Below are 20,084 nucleotides of genomic sequence, written 5' to 3'. Positions count from 1 at the left end.
TCGGCCTATTTACTGACTGACCCTGATGTATTGCTGCATCTCTTGGTGAAGAGCGGAACAAAAATCAGTGCAGTAGAAAGGAAAGATGCCCGGTTTGGCCGCTTGCCATTTAAAGGTTCTTGTCTGACCTGGCATGATCAAAAGGTTCGGCATATCCGGAGCTCCTCCGATCGCAAAACCGTGAGGGATGTCAAAGTCTTGTTCCAAGTTGGTCACATGAAAATAAACGGTGTCTCCTCTTTTGACTTCGATGATATCCGGTTTGAAGTGTGACCGTATCTGAGTCATATAGACTCTCACAGTGTTTCCTTCTCTCACGACGCGGGCGTCTTTTTCATTCTTAACCGCGTAAGGATGTTTGTTATCTTCCAGAGGATAGATCTTTGCGGCCTTATCCATCAAAAGTTTAGCGGGGATCATTTGTGAATAGTGAGGTTCTCCCGCGGTCGGAAAATCGGACAAAAGTTCCGCCTTTCCTCCGGAAATATCGTAGAGTTGGGCGCTCTGAGGAAGTTCCATTCCAACGGGAAGGTATCGGTCCTTTGTGATCTTATTTAAAGCGATGAGATACTTTCCATAAGGATCTTTGGAGCTGCCTCCGACGATAGATAAGTGACCTACACTATAATAGGCGGGAAGGTGTTGAACCACATCCCATGTTCCCAATTCCCATTTGATCACTTCCGAACTCACAAAACAAGAAGTATAGGCAAAGCCTTTTCCGTCAAACTCGGTATGTAAAGGGCCTAAACACGGTTTTTTAACTTCTCCCGCTAAAGTGGATTCATATTTCAAAACTGGAATATTCGAAATTTCTCCCGATCTATGGTCCGGTTTATCCTTAACTTCCATCAGTTTAGAAAAAGAATGCACTGGAATCACGGTTGCGAGTTTACCTCCGCCCACGATATATTCTCCGCTTGGATCCACGTCGGTTCCGTGCGGACTTTTCGGCGTCGGCATATAATACATGATACCAGGACAGTCCTTCGGTTGGAGCATCTTAACTCCGCTTAACTTTTCAGAGATCGCAGGTTGGTTTTCGGGAAGAAAGTTTCTATAATATTCTCCGCCGAAGTTACTCGCCTTTCCTTGATCCAGACATTGTTTTGCACGCACCCAGTTAAACGCTAAAATATAATCCTTATCGTTTTTAGAAGCGCCGACTTCCAACATCTTGTGGGCCTGTTCGGAATTGTAACTCGTAAAAAAACACCAGTCGTGCGACTTATTTTTTCCACAATGAGAAAGATCGTAATCGAATCCGGGAACTAACACCTGTAATTCGATCGAAAGTCTTCCCGACTTCGGATCGACCTTCACCATCGTGATCGTTCCTTTGAAGGCGCCTTTCGAAAATTCTTCCACCTTAACGCTGCTTTGTGGTATCGGTATGGAGAATCGGGTGGCGGCCATCAAATATTCGGTATTCTCGGTCGCAAACGGAGAAGCGTGGTTTCCCGCCGTATTCGGAATTTCGATGATTTCTTTGGTTTCGAAAGATTTCAAATCGATCCTCGCCAAACGAGGAGTATTGTTTGCGTTCATAAACAACCAACGGCCGTCTTGTTTTCCGTCGGTCATGGACGCCTCGATGTGATGGCTATCGTCCCAAGGAACGTATCCGTAAGAAGTTTTTAACATGTTCTTGGTTTCTTCATCGTAACCGTACCCGTTTTCAGGAAAGACTGAAAAAACCGGTATGATCTTAAAGAGACGAGTCGATGGAACCCCGTAAACCGACATCTGCCCGCTAAAACCTCCGGATAAAAATGCATAGACTTCGTCCTTATCGCCGGGAGCTATGTAGACTCGTTTCGCGGCGTCGGAAGCAAGCGTAGCCGTGGAAGCCCCTCCCTTACAGCCCGTCGCCAGAGCGAAGACGATTAAGGATAGATAAAGACATCGGATGGATATCGATCTTATCTTCATAAAAATTTCTCCTATTTCTTACTGTCCATTTTTCTAAAATACTCGAGAATTTCCCGAGCCTCACTTTCCTGAACGTTCTGAAAGGTCATCTGAGTCAGGTGTTCCGCAAGGAGGCCTTGTGCGATCGGATCTTTTTGAGTCATTTCAACGGGATTCAGAATCATGTTCATGATCCATTCCGGAGTTCTCCGAAGAGTAACTCCCGATAACGCTGGCCCAACGACCTTCTCTTCGAATTTGTGACAGGCGCTGCACTTTGCTTCGAATTGTTTTTTCCCCTTGTTTGCAAGGGTTTCATCCAACGCCGCCAACGAAACCGAGGCCACAGGACCTATTCCTTTGGAATTTTCGGAGGAACTGGGTTTTTCTTCCGCTTTTCCACAATAAACTCCTAATATTACAGAAATTGCGATCATGACCGCGTTTCCCTTCCATCCACCTCCAAACTTTTGATTATAAAATCGAATACTCATCTGAATCCTCACTCTAACTTAAATCCTTCCCGCAGGTGAAAACATCCGATCCACACGTCGCAGAATTATGATCTGATTATAGTCTAAATAAAAATTTCTCAATTGATCCAAATCAAGTGGATGTAAAACATTCGATTGACAATTATCATCGTTTCCCCAATTACAAAAGAATGAGACGAAGAACAAAAAGTGAAGTGTATTTTCCGGTATAGAGAGAATCCAAAAAAGAATGATTTTATCCAATAATAGCGAGAAATACGATCATGTTACTGAATATATTTGAAGAAATAGAAGACAAAGAGATTCTTTCCATTTTCGCCAACGGAAAAGTGGAACACTATAAGAAGGGAGAATTTCTTTTTCACGAAGGAGACACGCCGAATTCTTTGGATCTCCTAACGGAAGGAACCGTGCAGATCTTTAAATACGACGGAAATTCAAACGAGATCACGATGAACTTCTTTTCTTCCAATTCTCTCATCGCCGAATTGCCAATCATCACAGGGATGCCGTATCCTGCTTCGGGAAGGTTTATCGTCGATTCTAAGATAATCCGCCTTCCACTGTCTCAGCTAAAAGATGAAATCAAAAACAATATTGCGCTCAATCACCTGCTCCTACAGTCATTATTTCAAAAAATGCAGTCTTTGAATATGACGATCAATCGCGGACTTACCATGGATTCGATGCAAAGAGTGGCTCACTTTTTATATCATCTTCCTGCCGACTGTCCTCCTCTCAATCACGGTCAAATCGCATCCATGTTGATTCTGAGGGCGGAAACGTTTTCCAGAATCCTAAGACAATTGAAAGATCTTCAGATCATCGATCCGGAAAGGGGACAGATCAAAATTCTAAACAGAGACGGACTCAAACAATTTCTCTAATTGTCTTTTGATACAAATCAATGAAAAATCGCGAGTTTATCTTAGAATGAAAGTATGAATTTAAGTTTGAATTTCAGAACTCATCTGTGGACGAATGCGTTTCGCCCTTTTTTTCTCGGAGCGTCACTTCATGCGGTGGGATCGATTCTTATCTGGATCTTGATTCTTTTTTCATTCGTAAAACCTCCGTCGTTTATAGGCTTGGTGTCGTTTCATTCCTACGAAATGGTTTTCGGCTTTGCGAGGGCGGCAATATTAGGATTTTTATTTACAGCCGCTCAAAATTGGACAAAGAGCGTATTGATCCGAGAAAGATCACTGCTTCTCCTATTCTTTCTTTGGGTTTTGGGAAGATTTTATTGGATCGAAGTCCCCCTTATCTCCTACTTCTCCTTCTTGAGTGATTTTTTCTGCGACCTAATGGCCTTGTATTTGCTCGCTCCAAAATTGATACAAAAAGGACAAGAGCACAATCGGGTCATCGTCGTCTGTTACACGTTATTCGGCCTTGCTCACGGAATTACGATCCTCTCGATATTAGAAGTGATTCCTTCCGCACTCACATTACACTGGATTCACATTTCAATCTTTTCCGTGTTGATCTTTATTATTTTGATCGCTGGAAGAATTTTACCATTTTTTACTTCGGTCGCCGTCGCCGGTTCCAATCCGAGGAGAATTCAGAAAATCGAAACTTGGAGTCATTACGGATCGTTTCTTTTTGTAGGAATCGAATCGTTGCTGTTTTGGTTTCCGACGTTCCGAACCGGGGCCGGCCTTTTTGCGTTTACATTCGCGGCATTACAAATTTATCGCTGGCATTTATGGGAGCCCTGGAAATCTCACAAAACACCGATTTTGCGAATTCTACACTTATCGTATTTTTGGCTGATCCTTGGAATCGTTTTCTACGGGTTTTCCCATTTGGGTTTGTTTCCCGTATCAGCCGCCTTTCACATCCTAACCGTGGGTGCAATCGGAGGTTTTATCTACGGAATGATCACTCGTGTGTCGCTGGGGCATACGGGAAGACAGATAGTCGCCTCCAAAACGATCAGTTTCGGATATTGGATGATTATACTTTCGTTTGTTGTGCGAGTTTTATTTCCGATTTTCGGCTTTGCGGCCATCGGATACGGGATTTCGGGGATTCTTTGGATCCTTTCCTTCGCTCTTGTAATATTCGAATATTGGAATATACTCCTCGGCCCGAGAATCGATTCGCAAAGATAAAGGAGTATTTTTTAGAAAGAAATACTTTCTCGGCCTGAATTTCGATTTTTTTTTCAAAGAGTCGAACCTCCGTTTATCAAAGTGAATTCTGACCTCTCGAAAATAAGATTCCCAAGATCGCGATGAGAATGGATAGAAAAAGATTCACGCCTCCGAGAAAAGCCGCCTTCCGGCGGTATCTTTCCCCAAGGATCGGGTTTTCGAGGATCAACTTTTGAGTCAACGGGCAAAAAAGAAGTCGTGGAAAATCAAACTGAAAACCAAAACACAAAAAGGACTATTTTACAAACGATCGTATAAAACGGATTTTGAAGTAAAAGTCCGAAATCCTTCGATCGATATCTTTCAAATAAAGAATCGAGATCCCGCTAGCAAAGAAAACGGCAAATATAGAATAGGCGATTTTTCTAAATGGAAACGCGAGTTCGTAAAACAAATCGATCCTTATGTTTCCATAAGCTGGATTTTTTAAAACTGCCCAAAATACAAATACATAGAGACCATTCCGCCGATCCAAAAAATCGCGGCGAATATATGAGAAAAAAGAAAGACTATATAAGAATAAAAGCTCACCTCACAAAATTTTTATCCGGGACCGTATTCCACAATCAGAGTTTTCAAATCGTAAGAGTTCTATCCGATGATTTTATCAAAAAAGACGCATTAGATTTCCGTAATACCAACTTCCAAATCGTCGAACCAATCCAAGAATTTTGGAACCTGTTCTTTCGAAAAGAGCGCCCCGTGCTGAGGAACCATCATATCGACTTTTAGATTTCGAATTTCCCGGATCCACTTTTTTTTAGCCTCGTTGGATCCCATCCATCTCTGATGAAACTTCTTCATATAGCCCGCGTGTTTGTCAAAATCCGTGACGAATAGATCCGTATGATCGGGAGGCAAAAGAGATGCTCCTATATCTCCGCTGAATAAAATTTTTGAGGTAGGATCGTACAAATTAAAATTTCCCGAAGAATGAAGATAATGAGCGGGAATCGCGCGTAACGTATGGTTTCCGATCACAACGTCGATCCCGGAATCGGGAATCTGAATAAACGTATCCTCCTTTCCTCCGAAGTGAGGAACAAAACTGGACCACAACCAACTCAGATAGCACTTGAGATCCGGATTGACCTCGAGCCAAAGCGAAAGGGAGGAAATGATATCCGGATCCTGATGACTTGAAAATATTTTAGTGATTTGAGTCGGATCGAATTTTTCACAGATCGCCGAAAACACTTCCGGAAAAATTTCACTACCGCCTGGATCGGTGAGTAAACCCTGACCGGAGGAAACGATAAGATACTCGTTCGTGTCGATGATATAACCCGGCTTATCGGGATCTCTCGCGATTACAGACCAACTATAATCCTGATTGGAATAAATCGTTTCCATTCTTTTCATTTTTCCATCCATCCAAAACTTTTTTAGCCAGATTTTCGATCGATTCGATTGATGCGGAGAATTTTTCAGCGACTATACCCGCTTTCGCTTTGTCCTCTCCGATATACTCGCTTTCGATTTTTGCCTGAAGACTGATCACCCTTCCATCCAGACATTGTCGGATTAAATTTTTGGTTCGAATCAACATCGAATTTTGAATCGAAAGGGTAGTTTTTTCAAAGTCGACTTCCTTAGATTCGAAGGATTGTATCATTTTTTTGAGGGCTTCGGATTTGTTTCCGTAATTCTCTATCTTTTTGGCTTTTTCAAAAGAGATTCGGTTTTTGACCTGATGACTCGCTTCTCGGCTCAAAGAATACATTACTTTTGTAAGTTCCTCGGTGATTTGAGTCGTTGCTTTGCTAAAAGAAATAATTTCTTGAGCGACAACGCCAAAACCTTTTGCGGCGCTCCCGGCATGAACCGATAGAATGATAGAATTCAAGGCTTTTACGCGTATTCCGAAGGCCAGGGACGAAATGGCCTTTACGTCCTCGTTGATGAAAGCGGTTTTTCTGAGTAATTTTTTTTCCATTCTATTTTTTGGGTATCGGATAGAATTCTACCACGCTTTTTAACGAATTCAATTTTTTAAATATTCTAAAATTCAAATTCCTGCCTTAAATCGGACGTTTCGAAATCGAAAGAACTATCTTAAAAGTTTCATATAAAAGTCGGTAAGCGCGTCCGGTAAATGCGAAGGATTCGGAAGAATTCGATACGAACCTTGTCCCAACATCGCTGGAAGATATTGTTTAGCCTGTTTGTCGATCGCAAGCGCGTAAAAACCGACTTTGTCTTTTTCACATTCTCGGATCGCCTGTTTTACGTCTTCAATTCCGTAACGACCTTCGTATCGATCGTAGTCGTTCGGTTTTCCGTCCGATAAAAGAAGAATCCAACGTTTTGCACTCCTTTCCTTTTTGATTTGTATCAGAGCATGACGAATCGCTGGACCGATTCTCGTATAACCGCTCGCCTGAACAGCTCCGATTCTATTTTTTGCCTTCGACCAAGAATCTTCGAACTTTTTGATCGAGAAGTAATCGCAGTGATTTCTAGTTCTGGAAGAAAAGGAATCGATCTGAAATCGATCTCCGAATTCCGAACAGAGTTGACCGAATAGAAGTAAAGAAGTTTTTTCCACGTCTAAGATTCTCTGATTTTCAACAAAGGAATCCGTGGAAAGGCTTGTATCCATTAGAACAAGGATCGATATATCCCTCGACGTCTTTTTTCTGGAAATATAAATTCTTTCCGAGGGACTTCGTGCGGAAAGAAGATCCGTAAAATAATCGACGATCGAATCCAAATCCAAATCTTCACCGTCTAACTGGCGTTTGACTGCGGTGCGTTCATTTACAAATCGATTAAAACGGGATCTTAAGACGTTTAAAACCGAATTGTTTTCCGAAAGCGCCTTCGCGCCAAAAGCCGGATCCTCCTCGTCCAGTGCCCGAGGAAAAACCCTACAATGACCTATTTTATATTTTTTTTTGGACGCGTCCCATTCGTCGTAAGGAATCGAATCCCGAGTCGGTTTTGAGTTCTGAATTTCAGGAAGTATCGATCCGAATAAAAAATCCGTCCGAAAGATGGAATGTGTCGGATCTTCGGATCGGACCGTATTCCTCAAATCCAATTCTTGAAGCGCGTCCTTTTGTTCCGAAAGTTCGTCCGATCCGTCGAAGTCCCTCCAATTTCCGTTGAACTCTTCGATCGTATCCACCTTTTCAAAATGATGTTGAAGTGTATAATCCGCTTGCGACTTTTTATCAATTTCGACGGATTCGATCTTTTCCCTCGCGAATCCTTCGATCTCAGTTTCGATCAAATCTTTACGTTTCGGCCCGGTTTCCAAAGGAGCCCTATCTTTCCGATCGTTCTGATCCGACGGCGCGGACATCCACAATCCGTGTAAATAGCTAAGGTCTGGTTCGAATTTAGAATCAGGAATATTCCTTTTTTGGAATGCGATTTCCGTTTCGATCACGGAAGAAACGGTGTCCCAGGAATCCGGATAAACTCTCCGGAGATTTTCCAAAACCAAAAAATGGTTTTCCCGCGCTTTTTGCAGGGACTCTTCTTTTTTTTTATCGAGCCCGTCCTTCCAGTTTAAGTTCAGGTTTTTCTGCATACTGAGATACAATATTCTGAAAATATAAAATTCTAAATTATTAATTTTGTTTGGTCCGTGGGAATAATCCTTCGGAAGAAAGAATCGATTCTTCTGATAACCGCCCACTTTTTCCGCGGTCAAAATTTCTATATTTTCGCCGGTGAGAGCCTTTGCGAGAACCGAAAGCCGGTCTTTTACCTGTGAAAGCGTTACACGAGTCTCGGTTGGATCCTCTTTTTCTCCGATCCATCGTTGTACGAATCCATAAAGATGTTTGAATGTAAATTCTTCCCAGCTCACTCGGAAATTACATCAACAAAGAGACCAAATCTTTGAGTCCATTTACGATATCTCGATCGTCCGACAAAGGTTGTACGATCGCGACTTCGCAGGACAAACGGGGCGGAAGTCCGCTTACGATCATCTTCCCAGCGTCCACGAGCAAACGTGTGGAGCAGGATTCAGTCAGCCCCAGTTCGGTTAGATTTCGAATCTTCTGACCCAGTTTTACAAGTTTACCTGCGAGCTCGGATGAAATTCCGGTCTCACCTTTTACGATCGTCTCTTCGACGTCGGACTTCGGATAATCGAATTGTAAAGAGACAAACCTTTGTCTTGTGGAAGGTTTCAATTCTTTCCAACCTTTTTGGTATCCCGGATTGTAGGACGCGACGAGCATAAAAGAATCCGGAGCTTTGATCGATTCGTTTCTTCGATCCAGATAAATTTCCCTTCTATAATCCGTAAGAGGATGAATCGCTACGATCGTATCCGGTCTTGCCTCGGCGATTTCATCGATGTAAAGAATCGCTCCCATTCTTATACTTCTTGTCAGAGGACCGTCTTGCCAGATCGTCTCCGTTCCCTGGATGAGATAACGACCCAGAAGATCCACGGCAGAAGTCTCTTCATGACAAGAAACGATCAGCAAGGGAAGTTTCATTCTCGCGGCCATGTATTCCACGAATCGAGACTTTCCCGAACCAGTGGGCCCTTTGATCAAAAGTGGAAGTTTGTTTTTATGCGCGTGTTCGAATGTGACAACCTCGTGACCAGTCTCTTTGTAAAAGGGCAATTCAACCGCTTCGAACAGTTGAATCGTGTCTTTGTTATTCGGAGAATTTTTCATTTCAACTTAAGAACGATATCCCCCGAAACGTCCTCCGCATTCAACGCCTCGTCCGTCGGTTGCCCGAAACGGATAAAATTGACGAGAAAGGCGATGATCCCAGAGGTGAACAGGGTTGCGGCTAACGTGAGTCCGAGGAAGTGGACTTGAATCTCTTTTTGAACCACCAGAAAGTCCAATCCGAATTTTCTTTCCAAATAAACCTGAGCGATCCCCGCGACTGCGAAAGCGCCCGTCATTCCCAACATACCGATATTAGAAGCCCAAAACGCATAAAGACCCATCGGGTTATTCCAGAGTTTTCTACCCGTTAGAAGAGGCATCGCGTAAGTCACAATCGCCAGCACGATCATCGCGTAAGCTCCCCAGAACGCGAGGTGTCCGTGCATCGCCGTAATCAGAGTTCCGTGGGTATATAGGTTCACTTGCGGTAAAGTATGTGCGAATCCTAAAAACCCCGCTCCTACGCAGGACATGATCGCACTTCCGATGGTCCAATAGAGAGAAATCGCATTCGGATGGTTTCGACCGCTTTTACGATACATGGAAATCGCAAACATCGCCATTGCCAAAAACGCAAGCGGTTCGAGCATGGAAAAAAAACCTCCGATCCATTTCCAGTATTCGGGAACGCCGATAAAATAGTAGTGATGTCCGGTCCCTAAGATCCCGGAAAGAAAAGTCAAGCCGACGATCACGTAGAGCCATTTTTCGATCACTTCACGATCCACTCCCGTCAATTTGATCAGAAGAAAAGAAAGAATACCTCCCATGATGAGTTCCCAAACTCCTTCCACCCAAAGATGAACGACCCACCAGCGAAAGTAAGAATCCACGGTCTGACTGTTAAACTGAATCATTCCCGGTAGATACAAAAGTGCCGCGGAGAACAAACCGAAATACAACACAAGGCCCGTTGTGGAACTTTTAGTCCCCTTCCAAACGGTCATCCCTATGTTGAAAAGAAACGTAAGAACGTTTATCACCACGAGATAATCGAGAGGTCTCGGTATTTCCAAAAACTTTCTTCCTTCCCAGATATTAAAATGAAATCCGATGATGGAAACCACTCCTACGATGATAAGCGACACGAGTTGGGCGTAGGCCAACTTTTCGGAATAGAGCTCCCTACCCGATTCTTCCGGAATGATATAATGTGCGGCCCCCATAAAACCTGTGAGAAGCCAAACTACCAGAAGATTGGTGTGAGTCGCCCTAGCCGTGTTAAAAGGAATCCATTCGTGCAATCCGTCAAAACCCATCCGCGCAAATGCCATTAGAAATCCGTAAACTAACTGTAAAGATAAAAGTAGCATACAAGTTGCAAAAAACCAGTAGGCTATTTTCTGAGATTTATATTTCATGATCGCTCCACTTATGAATCCTTTTCTTTGATTATCTTAACTGAGATAAATACTTCGTAAGGTCTTTGATTTCCAAGTCGCTCAGAGGTAACTTAGGCATCGCCGTTCCGGGTTTGATCTTCTGAGGATCCTTAAGCCAGTTTTCAAGATAAGCGACGTCGTATTTATTACCGACTGCGTCCAAGGCTGGCCCGACGTTTCCTCCCGCACCCCCGACCGCGTGGCAGGCTGTGCAGATCTGTTTGAATTTTTCGGGAGGAGTGATACTCGCGGACTGAAGATCGACGGTTTTTGTTTCCTGTTTAAAGTCGGGTTTAGGAGGAAATCCTTTCAGATCCAATTCTCCATTCCATTTTAAGAATGCGATGACGTCTTCGATCTCCGCTTCCGTAAAATTATATTTTACCATCTTTCTTTCACCGGGATACATCGCTTCCGGATCCTTTAAAAAAACTCGGATCCATTCTGCGCCCCTTCTTTCAAAAACCTTCGTAAGCTCCGGAGCGTAATAAGCGCCCTCGCCTAAAATCGTATGACATCCCATACAATTGTTCTTCTCCCAGATCTCTTTTCCTCGAATCACGGCGGGAGAAAGGTTCTGATTCGAATTGTGAGCATAAACGTATCTCATAGAATCGAAAGTGAGAAATAAGAATACGGCGGAAAACAAAGCGGTTCCGAGTAGAAAAAATAATTTTGCCTGGAACTTAGTAAGCATGTTTCATTCCTTTTTTCAAAGTATATAGATACTAGAGATTCCTTTGAAAGAAATCTGCAGGCAGGTACAATAACAGAAATTTATTTTTTGTCCTTGATCTATATCAACTTTATAGTATTTTACTATACTCACCTGGGAATTTGAGAGAGCCGATACTTAGGAACCACGATGCGAACAGCCAAACCGATCCTGAAATCCATTCGAAACAAACACTGGGCGGAGATTCAAAAAAAATTCAGAAACGAACTCGCATTGTTAGGGATTCGAAAAAAATATCAAAAAACGGATCGAGTCTACAGCGCCAAAGATCCTTATTTAGGTTTTTTTGAAGTAGTGTCCGGAATTTTTAAAGTATATTCTTTGAATTCCGAAGGAAAGGAAATGATATTAAAGATCTTTTACCCCGGAGAATTTATTGCAACACAGCTCCTCTTTCAAACCGAAGAACCCTGTTTTTATCCTTTGTTTTGCGAAGCCTTAAACGGAGGAGAATTGATCCACTTTCCAAAAGGGGAATTCAAATCCTTTTTGCTTAAGAATATAGAAGCGCTTTTTTCGTTTTCAGCGCTCGCGATCGAACACGTTAGCTACTTTCGTAGCAAGGTTTTGGAAAATCAACTTTACTCGGTGAAGGAAAGGATTCTTATTTTTCTTACGGAATCGGGCGCTGCGGAAAATTTCGTATCACTGCCCATCACCAAACAACAATTAGCTTCTTTGCTCGGAACGACTCCCGAGTCGATCAGCCGTGCTTTTCGGATTCTTTTGGAAGAATCCGTTGTGTTGGAATGTGAAAACGCTTATAAGATCGTATCCGCAGGAGTTACCCCATTGTCCACAAGTCAATCCGCTTGAAAATTTTTTAGATACCGACGATTGAATTTTCGGTAAGGAACACCCCGAAAAGCCGGAACTCGAAAACGTGGTTGTTGCGCTTGGATGGCTCTTCGGTTGAACATTTCTTTCTACAAAATCGAGCAAAGAAAAAGTGAAACAGAAGAACCGAAGAGGAAAATACTTCGATCTTCAGCGCAGAATATTCGCTCAATATGGACTGGCTGAAATACTTCGAAACGCCCCAACGCTTCTATATTCTAAAAATCTTATGAACACCTTATAGTTCTTACCGAACGAAAACGTAGACCGCGCCCGATCTTGTTCTTGTATTGTCTCCGATCGGAGGCAAAGGAGAAGGGACGATCGTTCCGCTTTTTTCTTCGGAGACACCCAATACGATCGAATTGCCTTCGATCGCAAGACTTCCATATTCTCCTGCCGGACCTCCGACCGTATTGGAAACCCGATCGCCGGGATCTGCGTTCCAGGTTTTGATAAAAGATCGATAGACCCAGGCATTATTCTCCTTTTGAAAGACATACACCGCTCCCGAATTCAAAGAGCCATTGTCCAACAAATTAGGCAACGTCCCACGATTGAGAATCGTAGTTATTGAATTCGATTCGTTGGGAGCCGCGATCGCAACCGTATCCCCCGAGACCGAAACCGCCTTTCCAAATTGATCGCTTGCCTCCGCGTTAGGCGCGGTTAAAACCGCTTCCTCCGTCCAAACGTTAGCTGTCCTTTTGAAAATATAAGAAGCTCCTCCTCCGGTTTGACCGGATGCTCCTACGATGGCGGTATCTCCGGATAGACCGACCGATACGCCGAATATCGCGTTTGCAAGCGGATTGGAAGCCTTCAAGTAAGCCTCCCTCGACCAGACGTTTCCGTTTCTTTTGAAAACATGAGCAGCTCCGGAGTTCACGGCAACGGTATCATCCTGGCTCACTCCTACGATCAGAGTATCTCCTGAAATCGCAATCTCCGAACCGAACTGATCATTTGCAGTCGGGTTATTCGACTTCAAATACGCTTCCTGAGTCCAGGTAGTTCCCGATCTTTTAAATACATAAACGGCTCCGGGATTCGTTCCACTATTATCCGCGCTGGCATTCGCGCCGAACAAAAGAGTTGGATCCATACTTTTTTCCCTCGGAGATCCGATGACGATCGTATTTCCGTCGATCGCTACAAATCTTCCGAAATTATCTCCCGCATCCAGGTTCGTCGGTTTGAGATACGCTTCTAAATTCCAAGTCGCTCCGCTTCTTCGATAAACATACGCAACTCCCGAAGCTAAGAGAGAATCATCATTGATGCCGTTTGTGGAAATAAAATTTTGATTTCCATCCTCGAGCGGCGCACCGACGACAATCGTGTCTCCCGAGATAGAAACGCTGATACCGAAAATATCGGTGTTCGTTGGAAAAGGTGGTGTAAGATAAGCCTCTTGGGTCCAAGTATTACCACTTCTTGTAAAAACATAAGCAGCACCCGTAAAAGTAGAATCGCCGAAAGCGCCAGAGACAACCGTGTTTCCGGATAAGGAAACGCTAACACCGAGAAAATGATTGGAAAGCAGATTCGAACCTTTGAGAAAAGACTGATTCCCCCAATCGAGAGCCTTGGATTCCAAAGAGATACGGATTTGCGAAGAATTCCCTGCCAAATCAAAGGCCGTAACAGAAAAGGAGGTCGACGGAAAATCCGAAGTCGGAGTTCCCGAGATTTCACCGGTCGTCGAATCGAATGACAAACCACTCGGGATCGATGGTGAGATCGAATAGAAATCTACCGGTTCAACGCTCGTGGGTCTAAAGATCGTTATGGGTTCGTTTTTTACAAACTGATAGGAAGAAGAAGGATAGCTAAAATGAATTTTGACGTCTGGATCGCCGTTGGATGTCCCGAAGTTTACATTCCCGAGAGGAATGATCCAATCGTTTCCATCCCGATTTTCGGTAAGACAACCGGTGAAGAAAAATAAAAAGAAGAGGAAGAAGGAAAAGACGAATACTGTAATTTTTCTTTTTTGCATCGGCTCTCCTCCCGTTTCTTTTCTCTTTGAGAGTTGTTTCCTTTTTCCGAGATCTCACAAGTCGTGGGAATTTTCAAAGGAAAGTCTGCAAAGAAGATACGATAAAGAAGCCTTAGATTCTTCCTTGATTATAAGAGGCGAAATGCCAGTTATAATCAATTCTTCATACCACGTTTTCTTAAAAAGGAGAAAGATTCGTTAGAACCTCTCCTCCTCTTTCGATGTTCCTTCCGGATTTCTGGAGAATCGGTTCCACTCTCAAAACCGATCCCAAAGAAGAACAGAAAAAAAGAATCCGAAGGAGTTCCCACATCAGGTCTTCCTTTGGGCTCAGTTCTGTTCTCGGAAAGATTGGTCTTTGCAAGCCTGATCCTTTTGATTGAAAAGGCGGAGGAGTTCCCACAAGTTCAGGGGGAGTGCGACGAGAATCGCCTCCGAGAAGAGGAATTTTGTAGAAGCTCCTACACGGGAATTTGTGCTCGCAAAAAATTTGATCTTATGATAGAGCAAAATCATCCGATTTTTTCCCGCCTCCACTCCCCTCCACCCGAAATTTGGGCGGGGCGCGCGACTTTCACGGTAGCGTCGTAACTACGACGAATTTGTCTTAAGATCGAAGACAACCTGTGGGTTAGGTTATGGATTGAAAAGGTCGAGGAGTTCCCACAATTTTAAGGATTTGTCAAACGCTTGAGTTCTTCTGAAAAAGGCTTTGTAGACTGCCAGTTTTAGGGAAACCAGCTCTCAACTTCAAATCCTTCTTCTCCCAATTGTAACCTTGTGCCTAAAAACCATTCTTAAGAATCGTTTGATAGCGAAGGTCCTTTAGAAAAACCGCGTTCCCTCTCAAAAAGAGAACTAAACGAATTGTTAAACGAAGGGAATTTTAGAATGGGATAAAGAATTTCCCTCTTTGCAATTTGTAGGAATGAAAAGTGTGGGAACTCCTCTAAAAAAGCCCCCACCTTTTTATCTGAAAATCACCGGGTTTTACTGAAAAATAATTTCAGTTCGCACCGGACGGCCAAAGAAAACGATCAAACGCGTAGAATCGAACCCTTTGACGATTGTTCTTGTCGGTGCAAGCGCAGTTGTTGCCGCCCACAAGAGCGCAACCTTGGCAATATCTTCTATTCGTATCGGGGGCCGGCGTTGTTACGATCCATTTTTTTCCGTTGGGATCCGTATAGAATGAAAACCCGCCCGAATGTCCAGGCTGATAGGCCATCGTATAAGTAGTCAAAGAATTATCGGGTCCTAACTTCGTCTGATTTCCTTTCCAAACTCGAATCCGATTTGGGTTAGAGGAAAATAAAATACAGGCCTTGTACCATCCTCCATTTTTATAATATACGTCGCAGTCTTGGACTCCGTCCTGGCCTGCACTGTTGATATTGTTTCCCGTGGTTACGTTGTTATAACTTCCGCAGCTTCCATCCGTATAATTACACTGTCTTTCGTAGTATTGATCGTAGGAATAATACCGGGTTTTAGCGGTAAAATTTGTGTCGTTGGGATACGGTATGCTTTGTCCTACAAAACCCACGGAATGATCAAAAAATCCCTGATTCTGAACCGTTCCGGCTCCGTTAAAACGATACAATTGGGATTTCATGTCGATCCCGTTGCTCGTAAATCCGACGTAAGCCCATCCTTTGTAGTAAAATATTCCGCTCGGATGATCGTAAGAAGAACCTGCATTGAATTTTTTTACCAGTCTTCCATACTTGTCGTGAACGAATAGATATGCAGTATCGTTTCCGTTTGTATCCATACAAGAAGTGTAAAAGAAGTTTCCATCGAACTTAATTCCTTGTGAATGACATCCGTTTTGATCCGAACCGAGCGTAGCAGTTCCCACATTCTGTAAAAAGTAGTCCACGTTCTCGACGGGATAATCCGCTCCACTGACCAAGTTCTGCAAATCCAGTCCTTGCGCGTTCGGATACGATGCGATCCAAAACAATGAGGTAATCGCCAACGTTCGAATCAGTAAATTTATGGGAAACACTCGCATTCTTTTCCATTCTCCTCTAACTTTCTATTCTCTTTCTTTTGTTAGGAACTTCGTTTTGTTCCTCTTTGGATCGATATCAATCCGCAATTTTCCGCAGAAGTATCCCTCCAAAATAATTTATTTCAATCGATTTTTATTCGAATGAATTCCAAGAAAGAACTTACTTATAATGTAGTGTCTCAAAAATTAAATCGCTTCCAGTCCGTTTATCAACTCAGGTCGTTCTCCATTTCTATACGGAGAAAAAACATTCTTTGTTTAAAGTTTCTTTTTGCGTGAGCGGTCCGGAAGGCGCGAAGCGTCCTCTCGAGAGGACGAGGGCGAACGCCCGAGCCTGGAGGGACGCGACCCTTTCCCATTCGTTTTTTCGAGTCCATTTCTCCTCATGTCTGAATTTTTAGAATGGGAAAGGGGCACGCCCGAAATCGATTTCTATTGTTTTTGCAACCATCGAAGAAGTTCGCTCAAACTTCCCTTTGCAAGCGCGATGGTCTTATCCGCCGCTCCATAGTAGAGATGAATCGTATCTCCGTCCGGCAATAGTGTAATTCCGCAGGGGAATACTACGTTATTCACATCGCCAATAAGTTCGTACGGTTCTTCGGGGCCAAAAATCCATTCTTGTCCTCTTTTCAAACACAGTTCAGGCGTGTTCAGATCGAATAACGCGAGTCCGATTCTATAAAGCGCACCTGACGCATTCTGTCGGACTCCGTGATAGATCATCAACCAACCTTCGTTTGTTTCAATCGGCGGCGGTGATAGACCGATCTTGTTTGCGTCCCACCAACCTCCCAATGTCGCTTCCATCATCATCTTGTGTTCTCCCCAATGCCTCAGATCGGAAGAATAGGATATCCATATATGAGATCCGTTTTGTCCCGCAGGTCGATGTATCAAAGCCCAGTGATCTCCGATTTTATGCGGCAACAAAGTCGCATCCTTATCTTGAGGATGCATGATCATTCCGTAACGTTCATATTCCAAGAAGTCTTCCGTGAACGCAAGCGCGACCCCCGGGCCTTCCTTGGAATACGCAGTATATACCACCGCATACTTTCCCATCTCCGGAATATACGTTATCCGTGGATCTTCGATTCCCCAAAGTTCCTCCGGAAATCGGTCCGGTTCCGAGGGCATAGTCGGATGCGCGTCAATCTTCCATCCATCGACTCCGTTCACGGATCTCGCGGCACAGAGATGTGATTTTCCGGTTCTATCCTCAACTCTGCAGAGTAAGAGCGTCGTCCCATCCTTCAACAGAGTCGCCCCCGGATTGAATACGCTATGAACCGGATACGGCCAATCTGCCGCGGTTAAGATCGGATTCGTTTTGTGCCTTCGGAATAATTCAGGATATTCTAATTTCATTTTGTTCCTATTTCTTCGTTCTCTAATTCACTTTCCGCCAACTGCAGTTCGAACAAGCTATGCAGAAAAGAAAGCGTGGATTCCGCACCTTGATTTTCGTTCACTCTGTCCGGATGAATTCCGTCTCTACATCCTCCCGTAGTCGGATCGTAAACGGATGAATTCAGATCGTTCCTTCCCAAAAACCACTCAAAAGCGCGCCTCGCCTCCTTGCGCCATCGTAGATCCTTTGTACTTCGATAGGCTTCTAAACACGCCGATACGGTCGCCTGTGCCTCGACCGGTTGTTGATCAAACCTCGCCCGTTTTCCGCCCTTCTTATAAAATCCGTTGGAGCCTATTGGCACAAAATATCCTCCGTCTGCGCGTTGTAAGTCGGAAAGCCAAACGAGAGATTCGATTCCGATTTGAGTCATTTCGGGATTCTGCATCGATCTTCCGGATAGTAACATTGCGTGCGGTAAGACAGCGTTACAATAACTCAAGCCTTCCTCAAACCAATGCCAGTTTTCGGAATCGTTCATTCGATACAAAGTCCGCAATCTCCCGGCCAATTCCTCCTTTACCTGATTTGCCATCCTATCTCCCGCAAATCTTTGAAGATATTCGTGGATTCCTATCAGAGCAAAGGCCCAGGCTCTCGGACTTGATGTCGTTAGGATCGCAGGCAATGCTTGTTCAAATAATCTCCCCGCGATAGTGGGAAGTTGCGGCGCCATAGCTCTTCCCAAAACGGTGCCCAAAGCCCATAACGCGCGGCCGTGACTATCATCGGAGCCGTTCTCTTCAAGCCAGTTTCTTTGATAGTCCATAAAGTTTCGAAATCTTCCGGTCTTCACATTGTACGCATACCATACGAACGCCAAATAACGAAACGTAAGTTCGAAAACTTCTCCGTTTCCGAGCTCTTGCATAAACGTACTCACCATCAAAGCTCTTGCGTTGTCGTCGGTCGTATACCCTTCCTCATAATTCGGTATCGTAAAAAAGGCGTGTTGAAGCATTCCCGTGTCGTCCGTCATGTGTCTAAGATGATCCAATTTTAGTGGAGGCAGATCGCTCGGCCTACGATCCAACGGTTTAATCATCAAACCCGAAGGTGTGTAGTGTCTACGCTCCGCCCTGGCACGTTCAAAACTTTGCATATACTTTCTAGCCACTTTCGACCAGATCATGGACCTTCCGTAAATATAAGCCTTCTTTCTCATAGCGTGCCGTTTCGTATCGTCCGCCAACAGTGCAAGCACCTGTTCTGCAATCGCGTTTGTATCCCGAAACGGAACGATGACTCCCCTTTCACCGGCCAGCATTTCCAGTGCATACCAATACGGAGTGGATATAACCGCCTTTCCCGCGCCGATCGTATAAGCCAACGTTCCCGACGTTATCTGCGCCGGATCAAGATAAGGAGTTATATAGATGTCGGTGGCTCCGATGAACTCGTTGAGTTCTTCCAAACTTACAAATCGATTGTAGAAGATCACGCTCCCCTCCACCTTTTTTTCGTGAGCCAACCACTGAAGAGACAACCTATAAGTTTCTCCGTCGTTTCGGATAACGTGCGGATGTGTCGCCCCCAAAACGATATAGACAACGTTCGGATATTTTTCCAACACGGCCGGTAAGGCCGAAATGACGTGTTCGATTCCTTTGTTCGGAGAAAGAAGCCCGAAAGTAAGAAGAACAGTTTTGCCTTCCACTCCGAAAAGATCTTTGTGAAAACTCGGATCAACAAACGGCACGTCCGGAATTCCATGCGGTATCAAATCAATCTTACTCGGTTGAACCCCGTAAACCTTTTCTAAAAACTTTGCTCCTCGTTCGCTCATCACGACCAATCGATCGGATAAAGCCGCTACTTGTTTTAATACCCTTCTTTGATCCGGCCCCGGGTCAGAAAGAATCGTGTGGAGTGTGGTAACAACCGGCATTCTCAGTTCATGTAAAAGCGCAAGAATATGGCTTCCCGATCTTCCGCCGAAGATGCCGTATTCAAATTGAAGACAAACCAAATCAACGTTATTTACGTTTAAAAAATCGGCTGCTCTGCGGTATGATTCGATGTCTTTTTCCGTAAGTTCAAAACGGACTCTGGACGGATAAGTGTAGCCTCCCTCAACGTCGTTTACTGGAATTGCTATATACGTTTTTTCGGGGAATGCCGCGGCGATCGACTCACAAAGATCGGTTGTAAACGTTGCGATTCCACATTGCCTCGGCAAATAGTTTCCGATAAAAGCGATTCGATTTAAGTTCGAAACCTCAAAACTCTTTTCCATACGCGCATCTCCTTGGATCACGATTCCTTCAATCAACCTTCCGATCGGGGCTCAGGTCCAAATTCTTCATAAACAATTTTTCATTTTATTATTTTATAAATTTCTAATTGAAAAATGTTTCCATAAAGAGAGACGAATCCCAAAACGAACACACGATCAAAAATAGAATCCACTGAAGCGGGAACTGGACGGCAGGAAATTTGTGATTTATGTCAAATTTGGAATCACTCGGAAAACGGTA

17 protein-coding genes are annotated in these 20,084 nt (G+C 43.9%); 4 read left to right on the top strand and 13 right to left on the bottom strand.

Going from position 1 to position 20,084, the window contains the following annotated elements; translation table 11 throughout:
* Positions 1–9 precede the first annotated feature (9 nt).
* Both nosZ and JWG45_RS21570 read right to left on the bottom strand, forming a co-directional pair.
* Positions 10–1,932: a Sec-dependent nitrous-oxide reductase gene (gene nosZ / locus JWG45_RS21575; protein WP_232380819.1), complete on the bottom strand. Its 1,923-nt coding sequence runs from the start codon at positions 1,930–1,932 to the stop codon at positions 10–12.
* 11 nt (positions 1,933–1,943) lie between these two features.
* Positions 1,944–2,348: a c-type cytochrome gene (locus JWG45_RS21570; RefSeq protein WP_205281720.1), complete on the bottom strand. Its 405-nt coding sequence runs from the start codon at positions 2,346–2,348 to the stop codon at positions 1,944–1,946.
* A gap of 320 nt (positions 2,349–2,668) precedes the next feature.
* On the opposite strand from JWG45_RS21570, the gene JWG45_RS21565 reads away from it, so the two are divergent.
* The 3 genes from JWG45_RS21565 to JWG45_RS21555 all read left to right on the top strand — a co-directional run bounded on the left by JWG45_RS21565 (position 2,669) and on the right by JWG45_RS21555 (position 4,997).
* A complete protein-coding gene (locus JWG45_RS21565; protein ID WP_205281670.1) occupies positions 2,669–3,292 on the top strand; it encodes a Crp/Fnr family transcriptional regulator in 624 nt (207 codons plus the stop codon).
* A gap of 54 nt (positions 3,293–3,346) precedes the next feature.
* A complete protein-coding gene (locus JWG45_RS21560) occupies positions 3,347–4,525 on the top strand; it encodes an NnrS family protein (protein WP_205281669.1) in 1,179 nt (392 codons plus the stop codon).
* Between the two features lie 214 nt (positions 4,526–4,739).
* Entirely contained in the window at positions 4,740–4,997 is a 258-nt protein-coding gene (locus JWG45_RS21555) for a hypothetical protein (protein ID WP_205281668.1), read from the top strand.
* A 191-nt stretch (positions 4,998–5,188) separates the two neighbouring features.
* On the opposite strand, the gene JWG45_RS21550 is transcribed toward JWG45_RS21555, so the two are convergent.
* From JWG45_RS21550 to JWG45_RS21525, 6 genes are all read right to left on the bottom strand, one after another.
* Complete coding sequence (locus JWG45_RS21550; protein ID WP_232380818.1) at positions 5,189–5,920, bottom strand: oxygen-binding di-iron domain-containing protein; 732 nt, start codon at positions 5,918–5,920, stop codon at positions 5,189–5,191.
* Entirely contained in the window at positions 5,889–6,503 is a 615-nt protein-coding gene (locus JWG45_RS21545; RefSeq protein WP_205281666.1) for a methyl-accepting chemotaxis domain-containing protein, read from the bottom strand. The genes JWG45_RS21550 and JWG45_RS21545 overlap by 32 nt, the downstream gene beginning before the upstream one ends.
* 114 nt (positions 6,504–6,617) lie before the next feature.
* Entirely contained in the window at positions 6,618–8,387 is a 1,770-nt protein-coding gene (locus JWG45_RS22540) for a nitric oxide reductase activation protein NorD (protein WP_205281665.1), read from the bottom strand.
* Between the two features lie 7 nt (positions 8,388–8,394).
* The gene (locus JWG45_RS21535; protein WP_205281664.1) at positions 8,395–9,216 is read right to left on the bottom strand and encodes a CbbQ/NirQ/NorQ/GpvN family protein; all 822 of its coding nucleotides are present in this window, start codon (positions 9,214–9,216) and stop codon (positions 8,395–8,397) included.
* Positions 9,213–10,580: a cbb3-type cytochrome c oxidase subunit I gene (locus tag JWG45_RS21530; RefSeq protein WP_205281663.1), complete on the bottom strand. Its 1,368-nt coding sequence runs from the start codon at positions 10,578–10,580 to the stop codon at positions 9,213–9,215. Before JWG45_RS21530 ends, JWG45_RS21535 begins: the two co-directional genes overlap by 4 nt.
* Positions 10,581–10,611: 31 nt before the next feature.
* A complete protein-coding gene (locus JWG45_RS21525) occupies positions 10,612–11,298 on the bottom strand; it encodes a c-type cytochrome (protein WP_205281662.1) in 687 nt (228 codons plus the stop codon).
* Between the two features lie 168 nt (positions 11,299–11,466).
* Between JWG45_RS21525 and JWG45_RS21520 the strand changes: the two genes are divergently transcribed.
* Complete coding sequence (locus JWG45_RS21520; protein ID WP_205281661.1) at positions 11,467–12,153, top strand: Crp/Fnr family transcriptional regulator; 687 nt, start codon at positions 11,467–11,469, stop codon at positions 12,151–12,153.
* Positions 12,154–12,421: 268 nt separating this feature from the next.
* Here the strand turns inward: JWG45_RS21520 and JWG45_RS21515 are convergent, their stop codons facing one another.
* From JWG45_RS21515 to JWG45_RS21500, 5 genes are all read right to left on the bottom strand, one after another.
* Positions 12,422–14,176, bottom strand: coding sequence for a putative Ig domain-containing protein (locus JWG45_RS21515; RefSeq protein WP_205281660.1), 1,755 nt, complete (start codon positions 14,174–14,176; stop codon positions 12,422–12,424).
* Between the two features lie 178 nt (positions 14,177–14,354).
* The gene (locus JWG45_RS22450; RefSeq protein ID WP_269750305.1) at positions 14,355–14,489 is read right to left on the bottom strand and encodes a hypothetical protein; all 135 of its coding nucleotides are present in this window, start codon (positions 14,487–14,489) and stop codon (positions 14,355–14,357) included.
* Between the two features lie 693 nt (positions 14,490–15,182).
* The gene (locus tag JWG45_RS21510) at positions 15,183–16,193 is read right to left on the bottom strand and encodes a hypothetical protein (protein WP_205281659.1); all 1,011 of its coding nucleotides are present in this window, start codon (positions 16,191–16,193) and stop codon (positions 15,183–15,185) included.
* A gap of 432 nt (positions 16,194–16,625) precedes the next feature.
* Positions 16,626–17,564, bottom strand: coding sequence for a glycoside hydrolase family 130 protein (locus JWG45_RS21505; protein WP_205281658.1), 939 nt, complete (start codon positions 17,562–17,564; stop codon positions 16,626–16,628).
* Entirely contained in the window at positions 17,561–19,843 is a 2,283-nt protein-coding gene (locus JWG45_RS21500) for a glycosyltransferase family 4 protein (protein WP_205281657.1), read from the bottom strand. Before JWG45_RS21500 ends, JWG45_RS21505 begins: the two co-directional genes overlap by 4 nt.
* Between the last annotated feature and the right edge of the window lie 241 nt (positions 19,844–20,084).

Origin of the sequence: Leptospira ainlahdjerensis, assembly GCF_016919175.1 — a bacterium.
Lineage (GTDB): Bacteria > Spirochaetota > Leptospiria > Leptospirales > Leptospiraceae > Leptospira > Leptospira ainlahdjerensis.
This window is presented reverse-complemented; position numbering and strand designations above follow the sequence as displayed.